The sequence below is a fragment of the Phenylobacterium sp. genome (genome assembly GCF_036502675.1).
Lineage (GTDB): Bacteria > Pseudomonadota > Alphaproteobacteria > Caulobacterales > Caulobacteraceae > Phenylobacterium.
Map to the genome: position 1 here is coordinate 1 of NZ_DASXYF010000052.1, position 15,981 is coordinate 15,981.

Genomic DNA, 15,981 nt, shown 5'->3' on the forward strand with positions numbered 1-15,981 from the left:
GCCCATTCGCCGTTGTTGAAGACGCCGAGGTCCTCGCCGGCGAAGAAGTGGTTGCGCGGCGTCCAGAGGCCCGTCCCCTCCTGCCAGCTCTGCTCGAACGGCCCCTCGCCGCCGGCGCGGCCGCGGGTGCGCACGTTGAAGGCGGCGAACTGGTCCTGCAGCAGCAGGCTCCAGCCCTGCACCGAGCGCCGGCGCTGGAGCAGGGATGCGTGCGGCGGCATCCGGCTCAGTCCTGTTCGAGGCTGGGCGTGAGGGTGAACGTCTTGCCGGACTGCGGCGTGAAGGCGGTGAGCGCCTGCAGGTCCCAGTAGACCGTCTGGCCGGACGCCAGCTTGACCGACCTTACGAAGCCCGATTGCGAGGACAGGATCGCGGCGGCGCCGTCCGCGAACTGCTCAAAGGTCCCTACGAACGTGCCCAGGTAGTTCACGCCGGCGCCGGAGGTGGCCACCGCATAGGCCCCGCCGTCGCCGTTGGTGTAGGTCGGCGCCGCCGTCCAGAGCCGCACCGTCACCTGCACGCCGGCCAGGCCGGTGGTGTGGTTGCTGGCCAGCCGCAGCTCGGCCACACGGAAGGAGCCCGCGGCGATCCGGGCCGCGGTGAAGCTGGGGACGACGACAGAGCCTGCGGTGACGGACGAGCCGACCAGGTTGTTGGCCGTGTAGGCCGTGGTGTTGGCCGGCCGGGTGAGCGTCGAGGCCGGGTTCGAGGCTGTGGCCCCGATGGCGAGCGGCGTCATCGACGCCACGCCCTGGACGGACAGGACATCCGCGGAGGCCGTTCCGGCGGTCCCCAGCGCAGGCTGCTTGGCCGCAGTCGCTGCGCCGGAAGGCAGGTCGGGCGTGACCAGCAATTTGTTGGTGAGCTGCGGCTGGTCCGTGGCGAGCACCACCCGCAAGGTCCCGGCGGACTTGGCTCCGGAATTGGTGTCGGCGGCGGTCCCGGCCACCTGTGCGACGTTCACGGCGCTGTTGGCGGTGATGGAGACCGTTCCGTCGATCGTAAGCGAGCCGCCGTTGTCGGTCACCGGCACGGCGCCGGAGATCGCCACCGTGCCATCGACGGTCAAGCTGCCGCCGGCGTCGCTGACCGGCATGGGGTTGGCGGTCGAGACATCGGTCGCCGAACCGTCGGCGCCGATCTCGATCTTCACGCGCTGATGCTTGACCCCGCCAATGTCGTCGGCCGCGATGACGGCGCCGGACGGCGTGGAGCCGGTGATTGTGACGTCGTCGGCCATGGCGTCCTCAGATAGTGGGTGTGGTGTCGTCGTCGGATTGCAAGAGGGCAGGCGGCCACATCGGTGGCTTGGCTGCTCGGGTGACGCGCTGACTCAGGCGCGCAAGCCCCTGAGGAGCACGATGTCCATGGGCGCCATGTCGTGAATCGCTTGCTTGTGGTAGAGTTGCTGTCATGGTGCAGCCATGAGGGGACTGCTCGCGAGGATCGTCGGTCTGTTCAGACTTGGGGCCCGCTGCGATCAGGCGGACAGGGATAGAAGACGTTCACGTCATAGGTCTGCCGCGCGATCCGGCGATGAAGTCTCAACACTCCCGCGGTAGCATCCGCCGATGCATGCCCTGCTCTTGAGCCTCGGCCTCGTTGCCGTTCTCACCCTGGCGGAACTGCGCTGGGCGGCGAGGCGGGACCCAACCGCCCGAAAGACCAATTTGGCGGCCTGGGCGCTCTACACGGCCGCCGGCGTCGCCTTCCAGCCGGCTACAGCCGCCCTGACGGTGCTGGTAGCCAACGCCGCGGGCGGCGGCCTGGTCGATCTCGCGCGCTGGCCGCTGTGGGCGGGCGCTGTCGGCTTCACCGTGGCGATGGACCTCGGCGAGTACCTCTTTCACCGTGCACAGCACGCCCTGCCGTGGCTCTGGGGGATGCATTCCCTGCACCATTCGGATCCGAACATGAACGCCACCACAGGCGCCCGACACTTCTGGGCCGAGCCGCTGCTAAAGGCGGTGACGATCTGGCTGGCCGTTGGGCTGGTGTTCAAGGCCACGCCAGAGATCCTCGCCGTCTACAGCCTCGTCTCCCTGTATCACTTCTTCAGCCACGCCAACCTTAACGTGAACTTCGGCCGCTGGTCTTGGCTGCTCAACTCACCCGCCTATCATCGGGTGCATCACTCCGCAGAACCAGCCGACTACGGCTCGAACTACGCCGCCCTTTTCCCGGCGTTCGACATGGTGTTGGGCAGCTACTGCCGGCCGTTGCACGTGCCGAAGACAGGCCTGCCCTCCCGTCCCACCGGCTTGATCGACATCGTCGTGTGGCCGTTGCGCGTCGGCCGCCTGACTTGACCGCTTCCCCTCCCCTCGAAAAGCCCGCGCCTCTGCGCATCGGCCTCCCGCTGGCCATTCTTGCGAGCGCGGGAATCGCCTACCTGATCCCGTTCGACGCCGGCTTCGACCGGCTCACGATGGGCAGCCCGGCCTTGCGTTTTGTCGCCATGATAGGCGTGTGGACGGCGGGTCTGTGGCTGCAGCGCAGGAACGGCTTCATCCTTCCGGTCCACGGATTACGATGGCCGGTTTCGACGATCATCCTCATCTGCGCTGGCGTCGCGGCTTGGTGCGCCGCAATGGACGCTGTGGTCTTCAAGGCCGTCGTGCCGGCGAGCTACGTTGCTTTTGAAAATCAGCCCCTGGCCCTGCGGTTGTTCTATTACTGCACCCGCGCGTTCAACGAGAACGCGCTGCACCGGTTGTTCCTCGGCGGGCTGTTCGCCTGGCTGCTCCGCCTGGCCCTTCCCCAACGGAAGCTGGCGTTTCCACTCGCCCTTCTTGGGATGTCGGCGGCGCACTTGGTGAACGTCGTGTTGAACGCTGGGCCTATGGTCGACCTGACGCCGGTGACAGCCGCGTGGATGTTCTGCCGTTTCTTTCTGCCGGGCGCCTTCTGGGGCTGGCTCTATGTCCGGCATGGCTTCGTCGCCAACGAGACGGCTGCGATTGGAGTGCACCTCGTCTTGCAGCCCATGATGAGCGCGGCTTTCTAGGGCGCTCCAAGATCGCGGAAGGGCCGCTATGGACGGGAGAATCCCCGGTCACCGGCGTAGCGCGCTATACGCCTTGTGACCCGCAGATCATCAATCCAGCCGTCCGCGCGGACACGCTGCCAGGCGCTCGTGGACGGCGATCCGCAGGACAATTTGCGGTATTGTCGACTCCTCAGATGTCCCGGGTGATGTCGTAGTTGCGCTGGCGCTGCAGCGCGGCGTCCACGCGCAGCTTGCCGGTCGGCCGGCGGCGGGCGTCGCGCAGCTCGCCCAGCCCAGCCTCGAATTTCTGCAGGTAGCGGTTGGCCGCCTCGAAATCGCGGTCGAACTCGTAGAAGCCGGCCAACGAGCCGTCGAGGTAGACGTCGGGGGCGTCTTCCAGCAGCCAGTTCGTGGTGTTCGTGTCCGACAGCGCCGGCAGCTTCGCGAAGTAGGTCAGCAACACCGCGTAAGCTCGGTCCGGCGCCGGGTAGAGCTGCAACTGTGGGCCCAAGAGGCCGTAGAAGCGCGGCCGGCCCCTGGCGCCCACGTCACTGTCGTAGGAGGCCAGCACGTCGGACAGGGCCGGATCCAGCCTGGAGTACGGCTCCGACGCACCGAGCCGTAGCTGCACGGTGATCACCGCGGCGAAGTCCTGTGGCAGCGCCGTGAGCGCCGTATCGACGCTGGCGGCGTCCTGCGCCTCCAGCTTCTGGTCGCGCAGCCAGCGGTTCGCCTTGGCCTCGGCGTTGGCGACGAAGGCCGGCAGCCGGGACGTCAGGTCGCCGCGCTCGACCCAGTCGGCGATGGCGGCCTGGAGCTCCGCATAGGTGGTGATCGCCACTAGGGATTGACCGCTGTCGGCGTCTTTTCGCCGCGGAACCAGAAGATCAGATAGGTTTCCGAAACTGGGTCGATGGCGCCGCCCGTGGCGTTGACGAACTTGATGGCGATGGTGTCGGTGGCCGATACCCGGGCGTTGACGACGCCGAGCCCGGCGTTGAGCGAGGGCTTCACCACCGAGACGAAGTCGCCAGACCTGAGGCCCCGCAGGGTGAAGGTCTGTTCCGCCGTGGTGTTTGCCGCCACCGACGCCACGTCGACGGCGAGTTGGCAGACGCCGAAGCGGTCTTCATTGATCAATGCGCCCATAGGGCCTCCAAGGATGTGGGGAAGGCTGGTCGCCGGCGCCGCTTGCAGCGTCCGGCGAAGCGTCGGCCGCCTAGTTGTTGGCCAGGCGGCAGGCGAGCTGCGGACGCAGGGTCTTGAACCCGTAGAGGACGTCCAGGCGGCACGGGAACTGGTCGGTGCTGATGTTGTACTGGCGCACGATCCGCATCGAGATCCCGTCGAACACCTCGCGCGCGGCGAAGTCGACGCCCCGCGGCATCACCAGGTCGGCCGTCGCGAACGAGAAGGCGCTCTTGTGATAGGCGAGCGAAATCCCGTGGTTGGTGGACGCCGTGCCCGCGATGGTGATCGCCACATTGTCCGCGGGCGCGCCGGAGACGTTCTGCAGCGCGCCGGAGGTCACGATCGAAGGCGAAATCGGCCACGAAGTCGTGGTGGCCCCGGCGCCGACGACGAACTGCTGCAGGATGCCGGTCGACTGCTTGGTCTCCGGATGCACCCGGAAGACCCCAGCGATGGTGAAGACGTCGCCCTGGGCCGGCGCGTTGGCGCCGGTGTCGACGGTGAGCGTCGCCCCGGTCTGGCTGGCGCCGTTGGTCAGGTAGGCGCCGTTGGCCGCGCTGCGCGGGTGCGACGGCCACAGCGTGTTCTCCATGAAGTCGAAGCCCGCCGTGCGGCCCATATAGCCTTCGCGATGCTGCTTGGGGAGGGCCGTCCGGTCGTTGAACAGGCCCTTCAGCGCGTCCACTAGGTCGACGTTGTCCTGGGTGTTCAAGTTGGCGGTGCGGTTGGCCAGCGGCGCCAGGTTGTCCACCAGCAACTTCCGGCCCTGCAGGATCTTGGCGAAGGTCGCGGCCGCCGCCTGGTTGTTCACTTGGTTGTAGACGTCGCGGTACATGGTCATGGCGTCCGCCTCGATGGTAGCGGCCAGCACGCTCATCGCCGGCTCGATCACCCGCTCGGAGAAGTCGTCCAACGACATGGTCAGGTCGACCGAGGTGAAGTTGAGGTCCACCCCCTTCTGGGTCTGCACCTTCAGGTCGACGCTCTGCTCGGTGGTGTCCTGCGCCGCCAGCGTAGCGCCGGATCGCACCACGTACTGGTTCGGCAGCCGTACCTTCAGGGTGTCGCCCACCTTAGCGCCCTTGCGCGCGAAGCTGTCGTCGTATTCCCGGGTGATCGAGCCTACGAAGTTCAGCTTTTGATGCAGCACGCGCAAAGCTTCGCGCGTCACCGCCGTGGCGGTCAGAATCGTATTGGCCATAAGCCTTTCAAGTCCTCTGTTGAATGATCGGTACGGCGAATCACGCCGTGCCCTGCACGCCGCGTTCGCACTTCGTATACTTTGAAAAAATTCGCTTTTTCAGGTCGCAATGGCTCGGCGCGGTCGCGCCGGCTGCGCCATCCAGATCGCCTTAGTAGGCGGCTCGGGAAGATGCGGATGCGTGGTCTCGCACCGGTGGATCGGCGATCGTCAGAACCGCGGTCCGAACACCGCCTGGCGGACGCCCTGGTCGACCTGAGCCCCGCCCCAGCCTGTCGTCATGACCTGTGCGTTGCGCCTGGTCAGGTCGTCGGCGGCGGATCTCAGTCCTTGGACGATCTCATCGCGATGATCATAGGCTTGTTTGCCCAGGTACTCGCCGACCGCGTTCCCCACAGCGGCGCCGGCGATGGCGCCGACGGGACCTGTGACGGGAGCGGTAAACGCTCCAAGTCCCGCGCCGATTGCAGATCCAACCATTCCTCCGGCTATGCCGCTTCCAGTTCTAGCTTTGTTCTTAGCGTTATGGAATTCTGCGGCGTCGAGCACCAAACTAGGCGCCTTAAGCATGCCCTTCCCGCCGTAAGCCACCCAGCGTGACGCCTTGGGCCCGTTCTGCAAAATGAACTTGCCGGCTTGTTTCGTCCCCTCCTCAATACTTCCCATCAAAGAGCCGGGAACATAGTCTTGGACCGTATCGCCATTGGGCAGCCGCACCGAAGCCAATCCCTGCGATCCTCCAGGAACGCCGGCGCGAGCATTGTCCTGGGTTACGCGAGCCGCCCTGGCGCGAGCGTCACGCTCCCATTGACTGTCCATGCGATGAAATCTCCGGATCTAGGCGGCGTTCAGACACGATGAAATGGCAACTGACTTGCAAAAACAGCCCCCAAAATATGAGATTCGAGACACAGAACCAGATCATTGGAGTGAAAATATACCCTGGCCGCTCTGTCGGGGTGCAACCCTATTTTTATTTATTGGTATAGTTGGTCCACTCTGGGCCTGGAACGAAAGCAATATAGAAGATGGAATATTTTCGATCCGGGCTTTTGTGATCGCATACTGGCTTTCGGCGATCTTCCACATCTATCTGGCCTTTAAGCGCTTTCGGGGCGAAGGCGCGGATAGACCGATCGGGCAGATCACCGTGCCGCTCATCATCTTCGGATTGCCGCCATCGCTCGTGTTCACCCATGCGGTTGCGGCGGCGGCCGAGGAACCGCGCCTTGTCTACATCGGCGGACCGATCGCTTCGGCCTTGGCCGTTTCCGCCTTGATCGTCGCCTATGTGAGGGTTCGAAGCTGGCGCTAAACGCCGGCGGTGCCCCTATCCTCTCGTCACCTGCGCGTTGCGCCGGCGCATCCATTCCGCGGCGCCCAGTTCGTCGCGCACGCCGCCTGAGCCCGCCGCCGCGCCGGTCACGGTCACCGCCGGTCGCACGGCCTGGATCTGCGCCGTAGAGTCCGCCGTCGCTTGGCGCTGGGCCGCCTCGTCGCCCTGCTGGGCGCGGTGCAGGATGCGCCAGAGACGCGGGTCGGCTACCTCGCGCAGTTCGTCAAGGGTCACGCCGAAGGCCGCGGCGTACTCCACCAGCTTGTTGGCCACGTCCGGCGACCAGCCCTCGATTTCGCGGGCCAGAACCTGACCGGCGCTGGCGAACTGCTGAGCCTTCTCCCGCTCTGCATCGAGGCGGCGGCGGTCGTGCGAATGGGCGACCACCTGCGCGAACTCGGCGCGCACGGCCTGCGTCTCCTGGAACTGCCGCCAGAGCAGTTCGGCGCGCTGGGGATCCTCGGCGGCCAGGCCGTTCCAATCCACGCCCTGATAGGTCGCGAGATGCAGATCGAGCACGTGCAACTGCGCGCGGTCCGCCAGCGCCTGCTCGGCCAGCTCCGCCGCCCGGCCCAACGCATGGTGGCGGGTGTCGAGCTCGCGGGCGTGACCCGACAGCGCCTGCATCTTCTGCGCGTAGTCGGTCTGGGCCAGGAAGGCGTTCTGTAGCGCCGCGGGGACCTCATAGACCTCCCCCTCATGCTCCACCTGCACCATATCGCCCGCGCCCGGCTGAGCGCCCGCCGCGTCGAACGCGGTCGCGTCTTCATCTTCCATGCTGTCCTCTGGAGTCAGGCCTGCGATGCCGCAGAGGCGGCGCGCGACAGGCGAATAGGGATCGGGAACGTCACTCCGGGGAATGGCTGCGCGCTACGCTGCAAGCCGCGGACGCAATCCCCTACGACGCACGAAGTCTCTCAAATTCCCGCGGGAATGGGCGTTATTATACTTCGCGTACCCAATCCGCTCGACTCTGGCGGGTGAGGCGTTAGGATGAACGCGCCCGTAAGCCTTTCGGGCTGGCGGAGCCTGTTGGACGTGCTTGAAATCAACGGTCAGTCCTTCATGCACGCGGTGCAGGAATTGCGACGCATGCACACCTACATGCAGCAGTCTAACGATCAGGAGATATGGAAAGTATCCATTGATATGGCTCACCGCCAGCCATTGCTCGCCGCGATAGAGGGTATGATCGAGGCAACCAACCAACTCTATGCCCGCGCGGCGCGAATTTCGGCGACGCGCCTTAGAGATAACTTAGAGAATAACGAACACTACACTTGGGTGCAGATGGGCGAAGCCCTGCAAGACATCGACTCCCGTCTGAGGGATGAGCTGGGCTTGGTTAGGCTGTTTGTTCTCAACGATCAGGAGAGCATGTACCTCAGGCCCGGGGCCGAATTGTTCGGCCAGCAAATCTCGGACCGGTACCCCTCGATTATGTTCGATTTGGAGGAGGCCGCGAAGTGCCTCGCTCTGGGCCGGGCGACGGCCAGCGCGTATCACGCGATGCGCGCGCTAGAGGTCTCTATCCGCGCGCTGGCGGCATTCTTGGAGATCCCCGACCCCACCAAGCCAGCCGAGCGAAACTGGGGCACGGTCCTAAAGGCCATCAAGGACGCAATGGACGCCAAGTACCCGGCCAAACTGAGGATGCCCGGCTCTGAGGGGTGCAAGGTCGAGGCGCTTTACACAACCCTAGACGCCATCAAGAACCCATGGCGCAACGCCACCATGCACGCTGAGAACGTCTATCAGCCACACGAGGCGAACCATATTCTTCAGGCCGTCAACCAGCACATGATGAAACAAGTCGATGTGTTCAACGAGGACGGTGAAGGGGTTCCCACCGCCGCGGAACTGCTGGGATAGCGGGGCGGGGTTTAGCGGCGTCGTAGGAACTTCGGTCCGACTCCGTTATGCAGCGGGACAATGGCGCTTAGCTTTCACCCTAATCCCGGCGCGATCCTCGCTTGTGACTATGAGCCGGGCTTCAAGGAGCCCGAAATGGTGAAGCGGCGCCCCGTGGTTGTCATTACGCCGAGACTCAGGCGTCGTGAGGGCCTGTGCACGGTCGTCCCGCTCAGCACTTCTCAACCAGACCACGTTCAAGATTATCACTTTAAGCTTAGACTAAGCCCAATGCTGCCCGAACCTTTCGATTCAGAAGAGTGTTGGGCCAAATCTGATATGCTTGCCACAGTAGGTCATCATCGTCTTTCACCATTCAGGATGGGCAGAGACCGATACGGCAACCGCGTTTACTATAACGCTCTTATATCTGCGACGAATCTACGTGGGATTCAGCGCGCCGTACTTTGCGCCCTAAACCTTAAACACTTGACAGAGCACCTAAAAGATCCTAGCTAAAAGCTCCCGCTCTGCCTCGGCATCGGGCTTGAGACTGCCGACCCGTGTGTGGGCAGCGGGCTCCGCTGGCGATAACAAGCTGTCGGAGCCGTCAGATCGGGGCGCAGCTTAGCCGCTGCGCCCCTTCTCTTTGGGGGGTATGGCCCGCTCCAACAGCCGCTCAAACGCCTTTTCGCCTTCGGTGAGGCTTAGGTCGCCATCGGCCTCTAGCGCCTTTGCGGTTTCGATGAACCGGCGGCTCTGCGCCTCGTCTTCATGGGGCCGTTTGGGCGTCTTGACTGGCATGGCTCAGTTCCTCTGGTCGTACACGGCTAGGAACTTGATAATCTCGCCTTCCGCGAAGCCCGCCTGCCGCAGGATTGTGGAGGCATACTCAGGGTCGTGGTTGCGATGTCGCCGAATGAAAATGCGTTTCGTGGTGCCGCTCTGCTTATAGATCTCCATCCGGTCGCTTCGGGTCTTGTAAGAAAACCCCTTTGACCGGATGGCATTAACGAGGGCGGTGTTCGGTACCACGCGAAGATGCGCCGAGCACAAGCTCCATGGGTACGCGGAAATTCACTTCTTCTGTCCCAATTTGGTGGCCGTTGCTCGCGGTCCAGCCGCGGTCGCGGAGGAACTGGTCGAACTCGTCATCTTCGATGAGGTCCTTGAAGAGCAACTCGGTCGACTCTTCCATGAGCGAGCGGAGTTCGTCTTCGGAGTCCGCCTCAATGGCGATGCCGAGTGGGTCGCAGACGGCGATGAGCCTGCCCGAACGGTCCGCGCGCTTCGCGAACCACTGCAGGGTGGCGTTCACTTGGATTGTAATCGTGGCCATGGTCGGGTTGGTCTCAGGTCCCTCCTATATAGGTTGCCTGACCGTCCTTTACAAAGCAACAACCCCTATCAGTGGGGGTTAGATCCATTCAACTCGCCTCATCGGTGAGGCTTGGTACGCCATCGTTGCCGCCCTTTTCGGCGCTTTGGAGGCTCCCGCTTCTCACGCTTGCCCACGAGCTGTTCGATAGGTGAGCCGCTTGCCGACCACACCGGCCAGCAGGGTATCGGCCCGCGGCACGTCGCCGATCCCCAGCGCGCCGCGGTTGGAATATCGGAAGTCAAATTCCGCCAGATAGCGGTGAAGGTGGCGCTTGCCGCAGTGCTGGTACACGCCGCGCATGCCGCGCTTGAAGATGGAGAAGAAGCCCTCAACAGTGTTGGTGTGGACCTGCGGATTGAAGCGGGAGACGTACTCGCCGGCGCCGTGGTTGGTGTGGCCGTGGCCCGCGAAGCCCTTGCCGAGCTTCACGTAATGGCGAGCCTCATCGGTCATCAGGATCGCTTCCTTGGACAGGTTGGCGACAACGATCTCGCCGATCGCCTTGGCGCTGATGAAATCCAGAACAGTGGACTTGGCGCGGCCGGTCTCGCGGTCGATCAGGCTCAGCACCTTCATCTTGTGGTTCCCGCCGCGCTTGGCCTTGGGCTCGTCAGGATCGGTTCCGATGAAGGTCTCGTCCGCCTCGACGGTGCCGCCGCCATGGCCGAAGGGCGCCAATTCGCCGTCGCGCATGGCTTCGCGGATGCGGTGCGACATGAACCAGGCGGTCTTGAGGGTCACGCCCAAGGTGCGGTGCAGTTGGTTAGAGCTGATGCCTTTCTTGGACGACGCCATGAGGAACATGGCCTGCAGCCAGAACCGCAGCGGCACGTGCGAGGCTTCGAAGATGGTCCCGACCTTCACGGTGAAGGGCTTGCGGCACTGGTAGCACTTGTACGCGCCGATCCGGGTGGACTTGCCGCCCATGAGACTGATGCGCTCGAAGCCGCCGCAATGCGGGCAGACGGGGCCTTCCGGCCAGACGCGCGCCTCAACGTAGGCGTAGGCGGCTTTCTCGTTGTGGAAGTGCGGGGCGCTGAGAACCGACATCTGGGTAACTCCTTATAGGAGCTACCTTATCACGCCGGGTGGGTACGGCAAGTATAATAACGCCCGGGAATGTCAAGAACAAAATAGGAACATTATGTGCTGATCCGCCGCGGGTGGGGGGCTTTCAGCGAAATTCTGTCTTGAGCTGCAGCTTGCCTCGGCCGCCGACGACGTCAGTCGGCGTCGCTCCATAGTCGGTATAAACGTTTTCACACAACATGCATTGCTGATCTTCGACAACAACGTCGATACCATATGAGCCGGTGGGGTAGATCTCCACCACCGCATCGTCACAGACATCCGTACAGGTCTGAGGGTAGATAACGTGGCCGCCCGACTTCAGAAATATCGAGCGCCCCCATGCGCATAAATGTCGGCGCCCAAGAGGACGACAGTGTACTGGCCCACGCGGGGCCAAAACAGCACGGCGGCGCTGATCAGCAGACCGGGAACGATCACGGCCAGGACCGGCCAGATTCGCCACTTCGAGCGTGCTTCCAGTCTTGCTTCGTCCGCCATGACGCCATCTTTACCCGTCGGGCGTCGTGCGCATGGCTGGGGTTTGCCCACAGGGCTGACCAGCTTTGATCCGGGCGCCGTCTGGAGCCTGGAACGATCGATTGGCCGCCTCTCCCTCGAGGCGCGCACCCCCTCGGGGTTGTTCCGCAGGTCCATCGCGGCTTCTCCCAGCGGCTGTCCCGGCGCGAGTCTGACGCCTTGTGGCCCCAACCCCACCTGCGGCAGCACGCCCTGGATTTCGTGTTCCCAGCCCGCCATCTTCGTGAAAACCGGGCCGGCGACATCCGCGGTTCGGCGTGACCACTCCGCGTGCCTGAGCGCGTCGCCCTCGTCACTGTGGTGGCCCGCGTGAAGGATGTACTCCTGTTTGCTGATCCGCTGGGCCGCCTCGATCTTGGCGGGCAGCCGTGCACCTTGCTCAAGGCGCGGAAGCATCCGGCGATGCCTCCCCGCCACCTTCATCCGGTTGGTCTGCGCCTCGAAGGCGTCGATCTCCAGCTTCCGCGCCTGGTGGCTGCGGTCCTGCTCCAGCGCCGCGATGCGCGCCTTGGCGGCCTGCAGCGCCTGGCCCATCTGGCCCATCTGCGCCTGGGCCTGCTGTATCTCCGGTGCGGGCCCGCGCACTTGCTGCGGTAGGAGCGCCCCCAGCCGCCGGGCGACCTCGTCGGCGCCCGGCCAGTCGAGGTTCTTGGCCAGCAGGTCGCCGATCAGCGGCGCCGCCGGCGGATAGGCGCGGATCAGCTCGATCATCTGGGTCGCCGCCTCCTCCCGCCGGCTGGTGAACGAAGGGCCGGAGCGCACCGTCAGGTCATAGCGCCCGGCCGATAGGTCGTAGATCCGCTCGATCGCCCGCGCCCGCCCGTCGGCGTCCGGGGCCTTGGTCTGCACCTTCTGGTTCACCGGCACGAGCCCGGCCTCCCCGCCGGGGCCCAGCACCCGCACCACCCGGGGCGTCGCATAGACCTTGGGGATCAGGTCGATAAGGATCCGCCCGGCGTGGCGGATCGCACGCGCCAGGTTGTCGATGTAGTGGAAGGTGGAGACGTCTCCCTCCCGCTGCCGCGCCATGATCGCCCGGCCAGACGTCTCGTTGGAGCGCGCGCCCAGGCTGGCGTCGTGCAGGCCCATGATCGCCTTCATGTCGTCGGCGGCGTTCAGGGCCTCGTGGATGGCCCCGGCCGGCACGCCCGCGAACGGCTGGCGCTGCGGCGGCTCCGCGCCGTCGTACTCCAGGTAGGCGTGGGTCTGCACATTCGCACTCGCCCACTTGGCCGCGTCGGTGTCGAACGCCCCCCTGCGGCCGATGAACGGCGCCTTGGGCGCCAGCGCCACCAGTTCCGTCGTGGTGGTCCGCCAGTAGTTGAACATCCGCTGCGGATCCTTGGCGTCGCGCACCAGGCCGCGCAGCCGCCGGCGGCCGTCCACGTGCAGCTCCTCGCCGTAGACCGGCACGATGGGAATGAACCGCCCGGCCCACTCCACCGTCTCCAGCACCTCGGCGCCGGTCATGATCCGCTGGGTCACCTTCTGGCTGGCCGCCTCGCGCGGCCGGCCCACCACGCTCACCCCCAGGGCGTCGAACAGCGCCTTCTCCTTGCGGTAGGCGTCGAGCTCCACCACCTGGCCGTCGGACAGCGCCACGATGGTCCGCTTCACCGGCTCGCGCCGCCAGTACTCGGCGACCATCACCTGGTCGCCGTCGAGCCATGGCCCGTTCAGCCCCGCATAGGCGTCCGCCGCCCAGTCCACGGCGTCGGCCCCCTTCCAGCGCGCTTCGAACGCCGCCTTCGGCAGGCTGTCGACCACAAAGGCCGTGTTCCAGTCCGAGGAGTCCGCCGCGGTCGAATTCGGATCGCCGTAGATCGAGAACGGGTTCGCCACCCGCTCGATGGCGATGTCCTGCTCGAAGGCGTCGTCGCGGGTGTAGCGAGTGTTGATGCGGAAGTAGCCGAAGCCGCCGGTGACCGCGAAATCCAGCGCGGTGTCATAGGCCACCTCCGCGTCGCTCGACTGCTCGATGTGGCGGATCAGGCCGTTGAAGATCTCCGCCGTCTGCGGGTCGGCCGCCCCGTCCACGGGGTGGCAGACGATGGCCGGCTTGTTCTGCCGCGCATCGTTGACCACCTGACGGATGAAGGCCGGCAGCCGGTTGATGGTCAGGCAGGGCCGCCCGTCCAGTTCCCGGTCGCGCCGCACCTGTTCCGGCCACTGCTCGCCCAGCCGGGCAAAGCGCAGGTCGTCCAGCGCCTCGCGCCGGTTCTCCGCCTCATGGTCGGCCGAAAGCTCGAAGGCCTCGCGGGCTTCCTTCAGGATATCATCAGTCATGGGGTCTCCCGCTCCGCCGCCGGGACGGTGGCGAAGGTCAAGGCGTTCGGTCGTTTGGGACGCTCAGCCCCTGTCGGAGCCGGTGAAGGCGCGGCCGTTCGGCAAGATCAGCGCTGACCGCCGGCGTGGACGTGATTTTGATGGCTCGCCCGCAGGGAGGGAACCGGGGTTGGCGCGAAGCCGAACCGCGCTGTCTTCTCTTGGAAGGCTGGTCCGAAGTTCTCGCGGATATTGGGTTGCCGGCGCAGCGCGTTCTGAAGCGACGTGTAGGCGGCGGTGGCGGCTGGATCGGTGTTCGACGCGCCCTTCCCGCCCACGGGAAGTCCATCGACGCGATTGATATCCATCGCTCGTCCCTTGTAGTGATTGCTGCCCTTCTGGTGCATGCCGCCGGTGGTGCTGTTGATGTTTGCGGATGTCAGGCCGGCGTCGAGGATCGCGGCCGCGACCATGCCGGCCGTGCTTGCCGTCACCGGCTGCCGGGAACTGGGCGCCCCCGGATCGTCGTTGACGTAGCTGACGTGCGGCCCCAGGGCGCTGGCATCAACCGGCCTGCCCGCGACGAGATCGCGGACGCCTGATCGCAACTGCTCGTACGATGTCCGCACGCCCAGATTTGTCGCCGGATACTCGTCGATGTACGCATAGCCGTCGCGGCCGGCGCGCGTTGTCAGGGCGGAGGCCATGGCTGGGTCGCTCAAATCAGCGACGTAATCCAGGCGTCCGCCGCTCGCCGGCGCCGCGCCTCGCAACCTGTCGAGATCGGGACGATCGTTCCGCAAAAAACCTATGCCGGAGGCGACTGCCCGCTGGATGACCGCATCCGCCGCGCTTCGAAGGTTTGAGAGCAGGTGTTCGGGGTCGTCGAGCCAAGAGCGCCGACGATTTGCATCAGCATCCGGAGACATCGGTCTTCCTCATTGTTTGTTGGGTCCTGGAAAGGCCAACAGCGCGCAGAAAATCCGCCTCGCCTTTCAGGCGAGCCCGCGATTGCGAAGGCTGGCGAACAGCGGAACGTCGGCCGCGTCTAGTTAAGCGCCCCGATCCTCAACCCGTCTGCGTGGAGCGCCCCGCCGTTGTCGAGCTTGAAGACGTAGCCGCCCCGGCACCACGGTCCGCTCTGGGGGTCGGGCGGCGGCGCCTCCTCGGGCGTGAGGGTCAGGTAAACGCCGTCCGCTTTCCGCTCGAACTGCGCCCCGCCGCCGGTCGGAAATCCAACCCGGGAGTCGACCCAAACCACCGCGCCCACCGCAGGCGAGCCAGCGCGCCCGTTCAGGGCGTAGACTACGCCCAGACCCGTCCGGTCATGGTCGATGGGCGCCACCTCGCTGTCGAAGTTGCGAAACACCAGCGCGCCGCCGACCAGATGGTCGGGAGGCGTTCCCGGATCGCTGTACTGGCGCTCGGCGGCGAGCTTCAGCAGCTCAGCCACCCCCAGCGTCCCGGCCGGATCGACCTTGAAATACTGGCGGCACTGCGGGTAGGTCGATACTGGGCGAACCCCCGCCGTCTTCGCCTCTCCGCCGCTGCGCCCGCACCCGGACAACGCCAGGGCCACGACCAGGATCGCCGTCGCCCTCACCACCGCAACGCTCCCAGCTTCGCGCCGCCAGCCTCGAACATCCCGTCGTCGCCCAGGAAGGCCACGAAGCCCCGCGGACAACCGCTCATTCGCGTCCGCGGCGCGACCACCAGCTTCACGCCGTCCCTCGTCCGGCTCAGCACCGCCGGCATCGTCCCGAACGACGCCTCCGAGCTGGTCCACAGGACGCCGCCCGCCACCGGCGTGCCGAGGTCTGATCCCGTCGCCGCCACCACCACCAGCCCACGCCACGCGCCTTTTGCCGGGCGATCGGCGGGTTCGAACGTCCAGGCGATGATCGAACGATCGCCGGCGCCTTCGATCGACACCATCTTGCCCAGCCGCGCCACGTCGGCCACGGCGAGCCGCCCTTCAGGCTCGAACTTGAACAGGTCCGCACACCCCGCCGCCTGCGCCGCGCCGCTGCACCCCAACAGCCCGGCCGTCATAAGTGCTCGAATCATTCCTCCCCCGCCCACCGTCGCCGCCCCCCTCAGGGGAAGAACATAATCAGAACAACTGCACCTCGACAAGCCTGGCGCGCGCCGTCAGTTCG

At 65.4% G+C, this 15,981-nt stretch carries 20 protein-coding genes; 5 read left to right on the forward strand and 15 right to left on the reverse strand.

Annotated elements, in window-relative coordinates:
- The coding region (locus tag VGL30_RS05810; protein WP_331537740.1) for a hypothetical protein at positions 1-221 on the reverse strand (221 nt) is incomplete at its 3' end.
- Between the two features lie 5 nt (positions 222-226).
- Positions 227-1,240 carry a hypothetical protein gene (locus VGL30_RS05815; RefSeq protein ID WP_331537742.1) on the reverse strand — a complete coding sequence of 338 codons (1,014 nt, stop codon included), beginning with the start codon at positions 1,238-1,240 and terminating at the stop codon, positions 227-229.
- 331 nt (positions 1,241-1,571) lie between these two features.
- Between VGL30_RS05815 and VGL30_RS05820 the strand changes: the two genes are divergently transcribed.
- Positions 1,572-2,309: a sterol desaturase family protein gene (locus VGL30_RS05820; protein WP_331537744.1), complete on the forward strand. Its 738-nt coding sequence runs from the start codon at positions 1,572-1,574 to the stop codon at positions 2,307-2,309.
- Positions 2,306-3,007, forward strand: a complete 702-nt coding sequence (locus VGL30_RS05825; RefSeq protein WP_331537746.1) for a hypothetical protein — start codon at positions 2,306-2,308, stop codon at positions 3,005-3,007. The genes VGL30_RS05820 and VGL30_RS05825 overlap by 4 nt, the downstream gene beginning before the upstream one ends.
- Positions 3,008-3,179: 172 nt before the next feature.
- Here the strand turns inward: VGL30_RS05825 and VGL30_RS05830 are convergent, their stop codons facing one another.
- The 4 genes from VGL30_RS05830 to VGL30_RS05845 form a co-directional block, all read right to left on the reverse strand.
- Positions 3,180-3,830, reverse strand: a complete 651-nt coding sequence (locus VGL30_RS05830; RefSeq protein ID WP_331537748.1) for a phage adaptor protein — start codon at positions 3,828-3,830, stop codon at positions 3,180-3,182.
- Positions 3,830-4,138: a hypothetical protein gene (locus tag VGL30_RS05835; RefSeq protein ID WP_331537750.1), complete on the reverse strand. Its 309-nt coding sequence runs from the start codon at positions 4,136-4,138 to the stop codon at positions 3,830-3,832. Before VGL30_RS05835 ends, VGL30_RS05830 begins: the two co-directional genes overlap by 1 nt.
- A gap of 70 nt (positions 4,139-4,208) precedes the next feature.
- Positions 4,209-5,381 (reverse strand): P22 phage major capsid protein family protein, encoded by a 1,173-nt coding sequence (locus tag VGL30_RS05840; RefSeq protein ID WP_331537752.1) that lies wholly within the window; start codon positions 5,379-5,381, stop codon positions 4,209-4,211.
- A 210-nt stretch (positions 5,382-5,591) separates the two neighbouring features.
- Positions 5,592-6,107 carry a hypothetical protein gene (locus VGL30_RS05845; protein ID WP_331537754.1) on the reverse strand — a complete coding sequence of 172 codons (516 nt, stop codon included), beginning with the start codon at positions 6,105-6,107 and terminating at the stop codon, positions 5,592-5,594.
- A 136-nt stretch (positions 6,108-6,243) separates the two neighbouring features.
- On the opposite strand from VGL30_RS05845, the gene VGL30_RS05850 reads away from it, so the two are divergent.
- The gene (locus VGL30_RS05850; RefSeq protein WP_331537756.1) at positions 6,244-6,696 is read left to right on the forward strand and encodes a hypothetical protein; all 453 of its coding nucleotides are present in this window, start codon (positions 6,244-6,246) and stop codon (positions 6,694-6,696) included.
- 15 nt (positions 6,697-6,711) lie between these two features.
- Here VGL30_RS05850 and VGL30_RS05855 read toward each other — a convergent pair whose 3' ends face one another.
- Entirely contained in the window at positions 6,712-7,494 is a 783-nt protein-coding gene (locus VGL30_RS05855) for a hypothetical protein (protein WP_331537758.1), read from the reverse strand.
- A 216-nt stretch (positions 7,495-7,710) separates the two neighbouring features.
- Here VGL30_RS05855 and VGL30_RS05860 point away from each other — a divergent pair, with 216 nt between their 5' ends.
- Positions 7,711-8,589 carry a hypothetical protein gene (locus VGL30_RS05860; protein ID WP_331537760.1) on the forward strand — a complete coding sequence of 293 codons (879 nt, stop codon included), beginning with the start codon at positions 7,711-7,713 and terminating at the stop codon, positions 8,587-8,589.
- A gap of 60 nt (positions 8,590-8,649) precedes the next feature.
- Complete coding sequence (locus VGL30_RS18785) at positions 8,650-9,087, forward strand: type II toxin-antitoxin system PemK/MazF family toxin (protein WP_414694960.1); 438 nt, start codon at positions 8,650-8,652, stop codon at positions 9,085-9,087.
- A 108-nt stretch (positions 9,088-9,195) separates the two neighbouring features.
- Here the strand turns inward: VGL30_RS18785 and VGL30_RS05865 are convergent, their stop codons facing one another.
- From VGL30_RS05865 to VGL30_RS05900, 8 genes are all read right to left on the reverse strand, one after another.
- Positions 9,196-9,372: a hypothetical protein gene (locus tag VGL30_RS05865; RefSeq protein WP_331537762.1), complete on the reverse strand. Its 177-nt coding sequence runs from the start codon at positions 9,370-9,372 to the stop codon at positions 9,196-9,198.
- A gap of 205 nt (positions 9,373-9,577) precedes the next feature.
- On the reverse strand, positions 9,578-9,886 hold the full coding sequence (locus VGL30_RS05870) for a hypothetical protein (RefSeq protein ID WP_331537764.1): 309 nt from the start codon (positions 9,884-9,886) through the stop codon (positions 9,578-9,580).
- A gap of 183 nt (positions 9,887-10,069) precedes the next feature.
- Complete coding sequence (locus tag VGL30_RS05875) at positions 10,070-10,999, reverse strand: IS1595 family transposase (protein WP_331537766.1); 930 nt, start codon at positions 10,997-10,999, stop codon at positions 10,070-10,072.
- A gap of 124 nt (positions 11,000-11,123) precedes the next feature.
- A complete protein-coding gene (locus VGL30_RS05880) occupies positions 11,124-11,279 on the reverse strand; it encodes a hypothetical protein (protein ID WP_331537768.1) in 156 nt (51 codons plus the stop codon).
- Between the two features lie 59 nt (positions 11,280-11,338).
- Positions 11,339-13,843 carry a portal protein gene (locus VGL30_RS05885; protein ID WP_331537770.1) on the reverse strand — a complete coding sequence of 835 codons (2,505 nt, stop codon included), beginning with the start codon at positions 13,841-13,843 and terminating at the stop codon, positions 11,339-11,341.
- Between the two features lie 107 nt (positions 13,844-13,950).
- On the reverse strand, positions 13,951-14,751 hold the full coding sequence (locus VGL30_RS05890) for a hypothetical protein (RefSeq protein WP_331537772.1): 801 nt from the start codon (positions 14,749-14,751) through the stop codon (positions 13,951-13,953).
- Positions 14,752-14,870: 119 nt separating this feature from the next.
- A complete protein-coding gene (locus VGL30_RS05895) occupies positions 14,871-15,428 on the reverse strand; it encodes a hypothetical protein (RefSeq protein WP_331537774.1) in 558 nt (185 codons plus the stop codon).
- Positions 15,422-15,874, reverse strand: a complete 453-nt coding sequence (locus tag VGL30_RS05900; RefSeq protein WP_331537776.1) for a hypothetical protein — start codon at positions 15,872-15,874, stop codon at positions 15,422-15,424. The genes VGL30_RS05895 and VGL30_RS05900 overlap by 7 nt, the downstream gene beginning before the upstream one ends.
- Between the last annotated feature and the right edge of the window lie 107 nt (positions 15,875-15,981).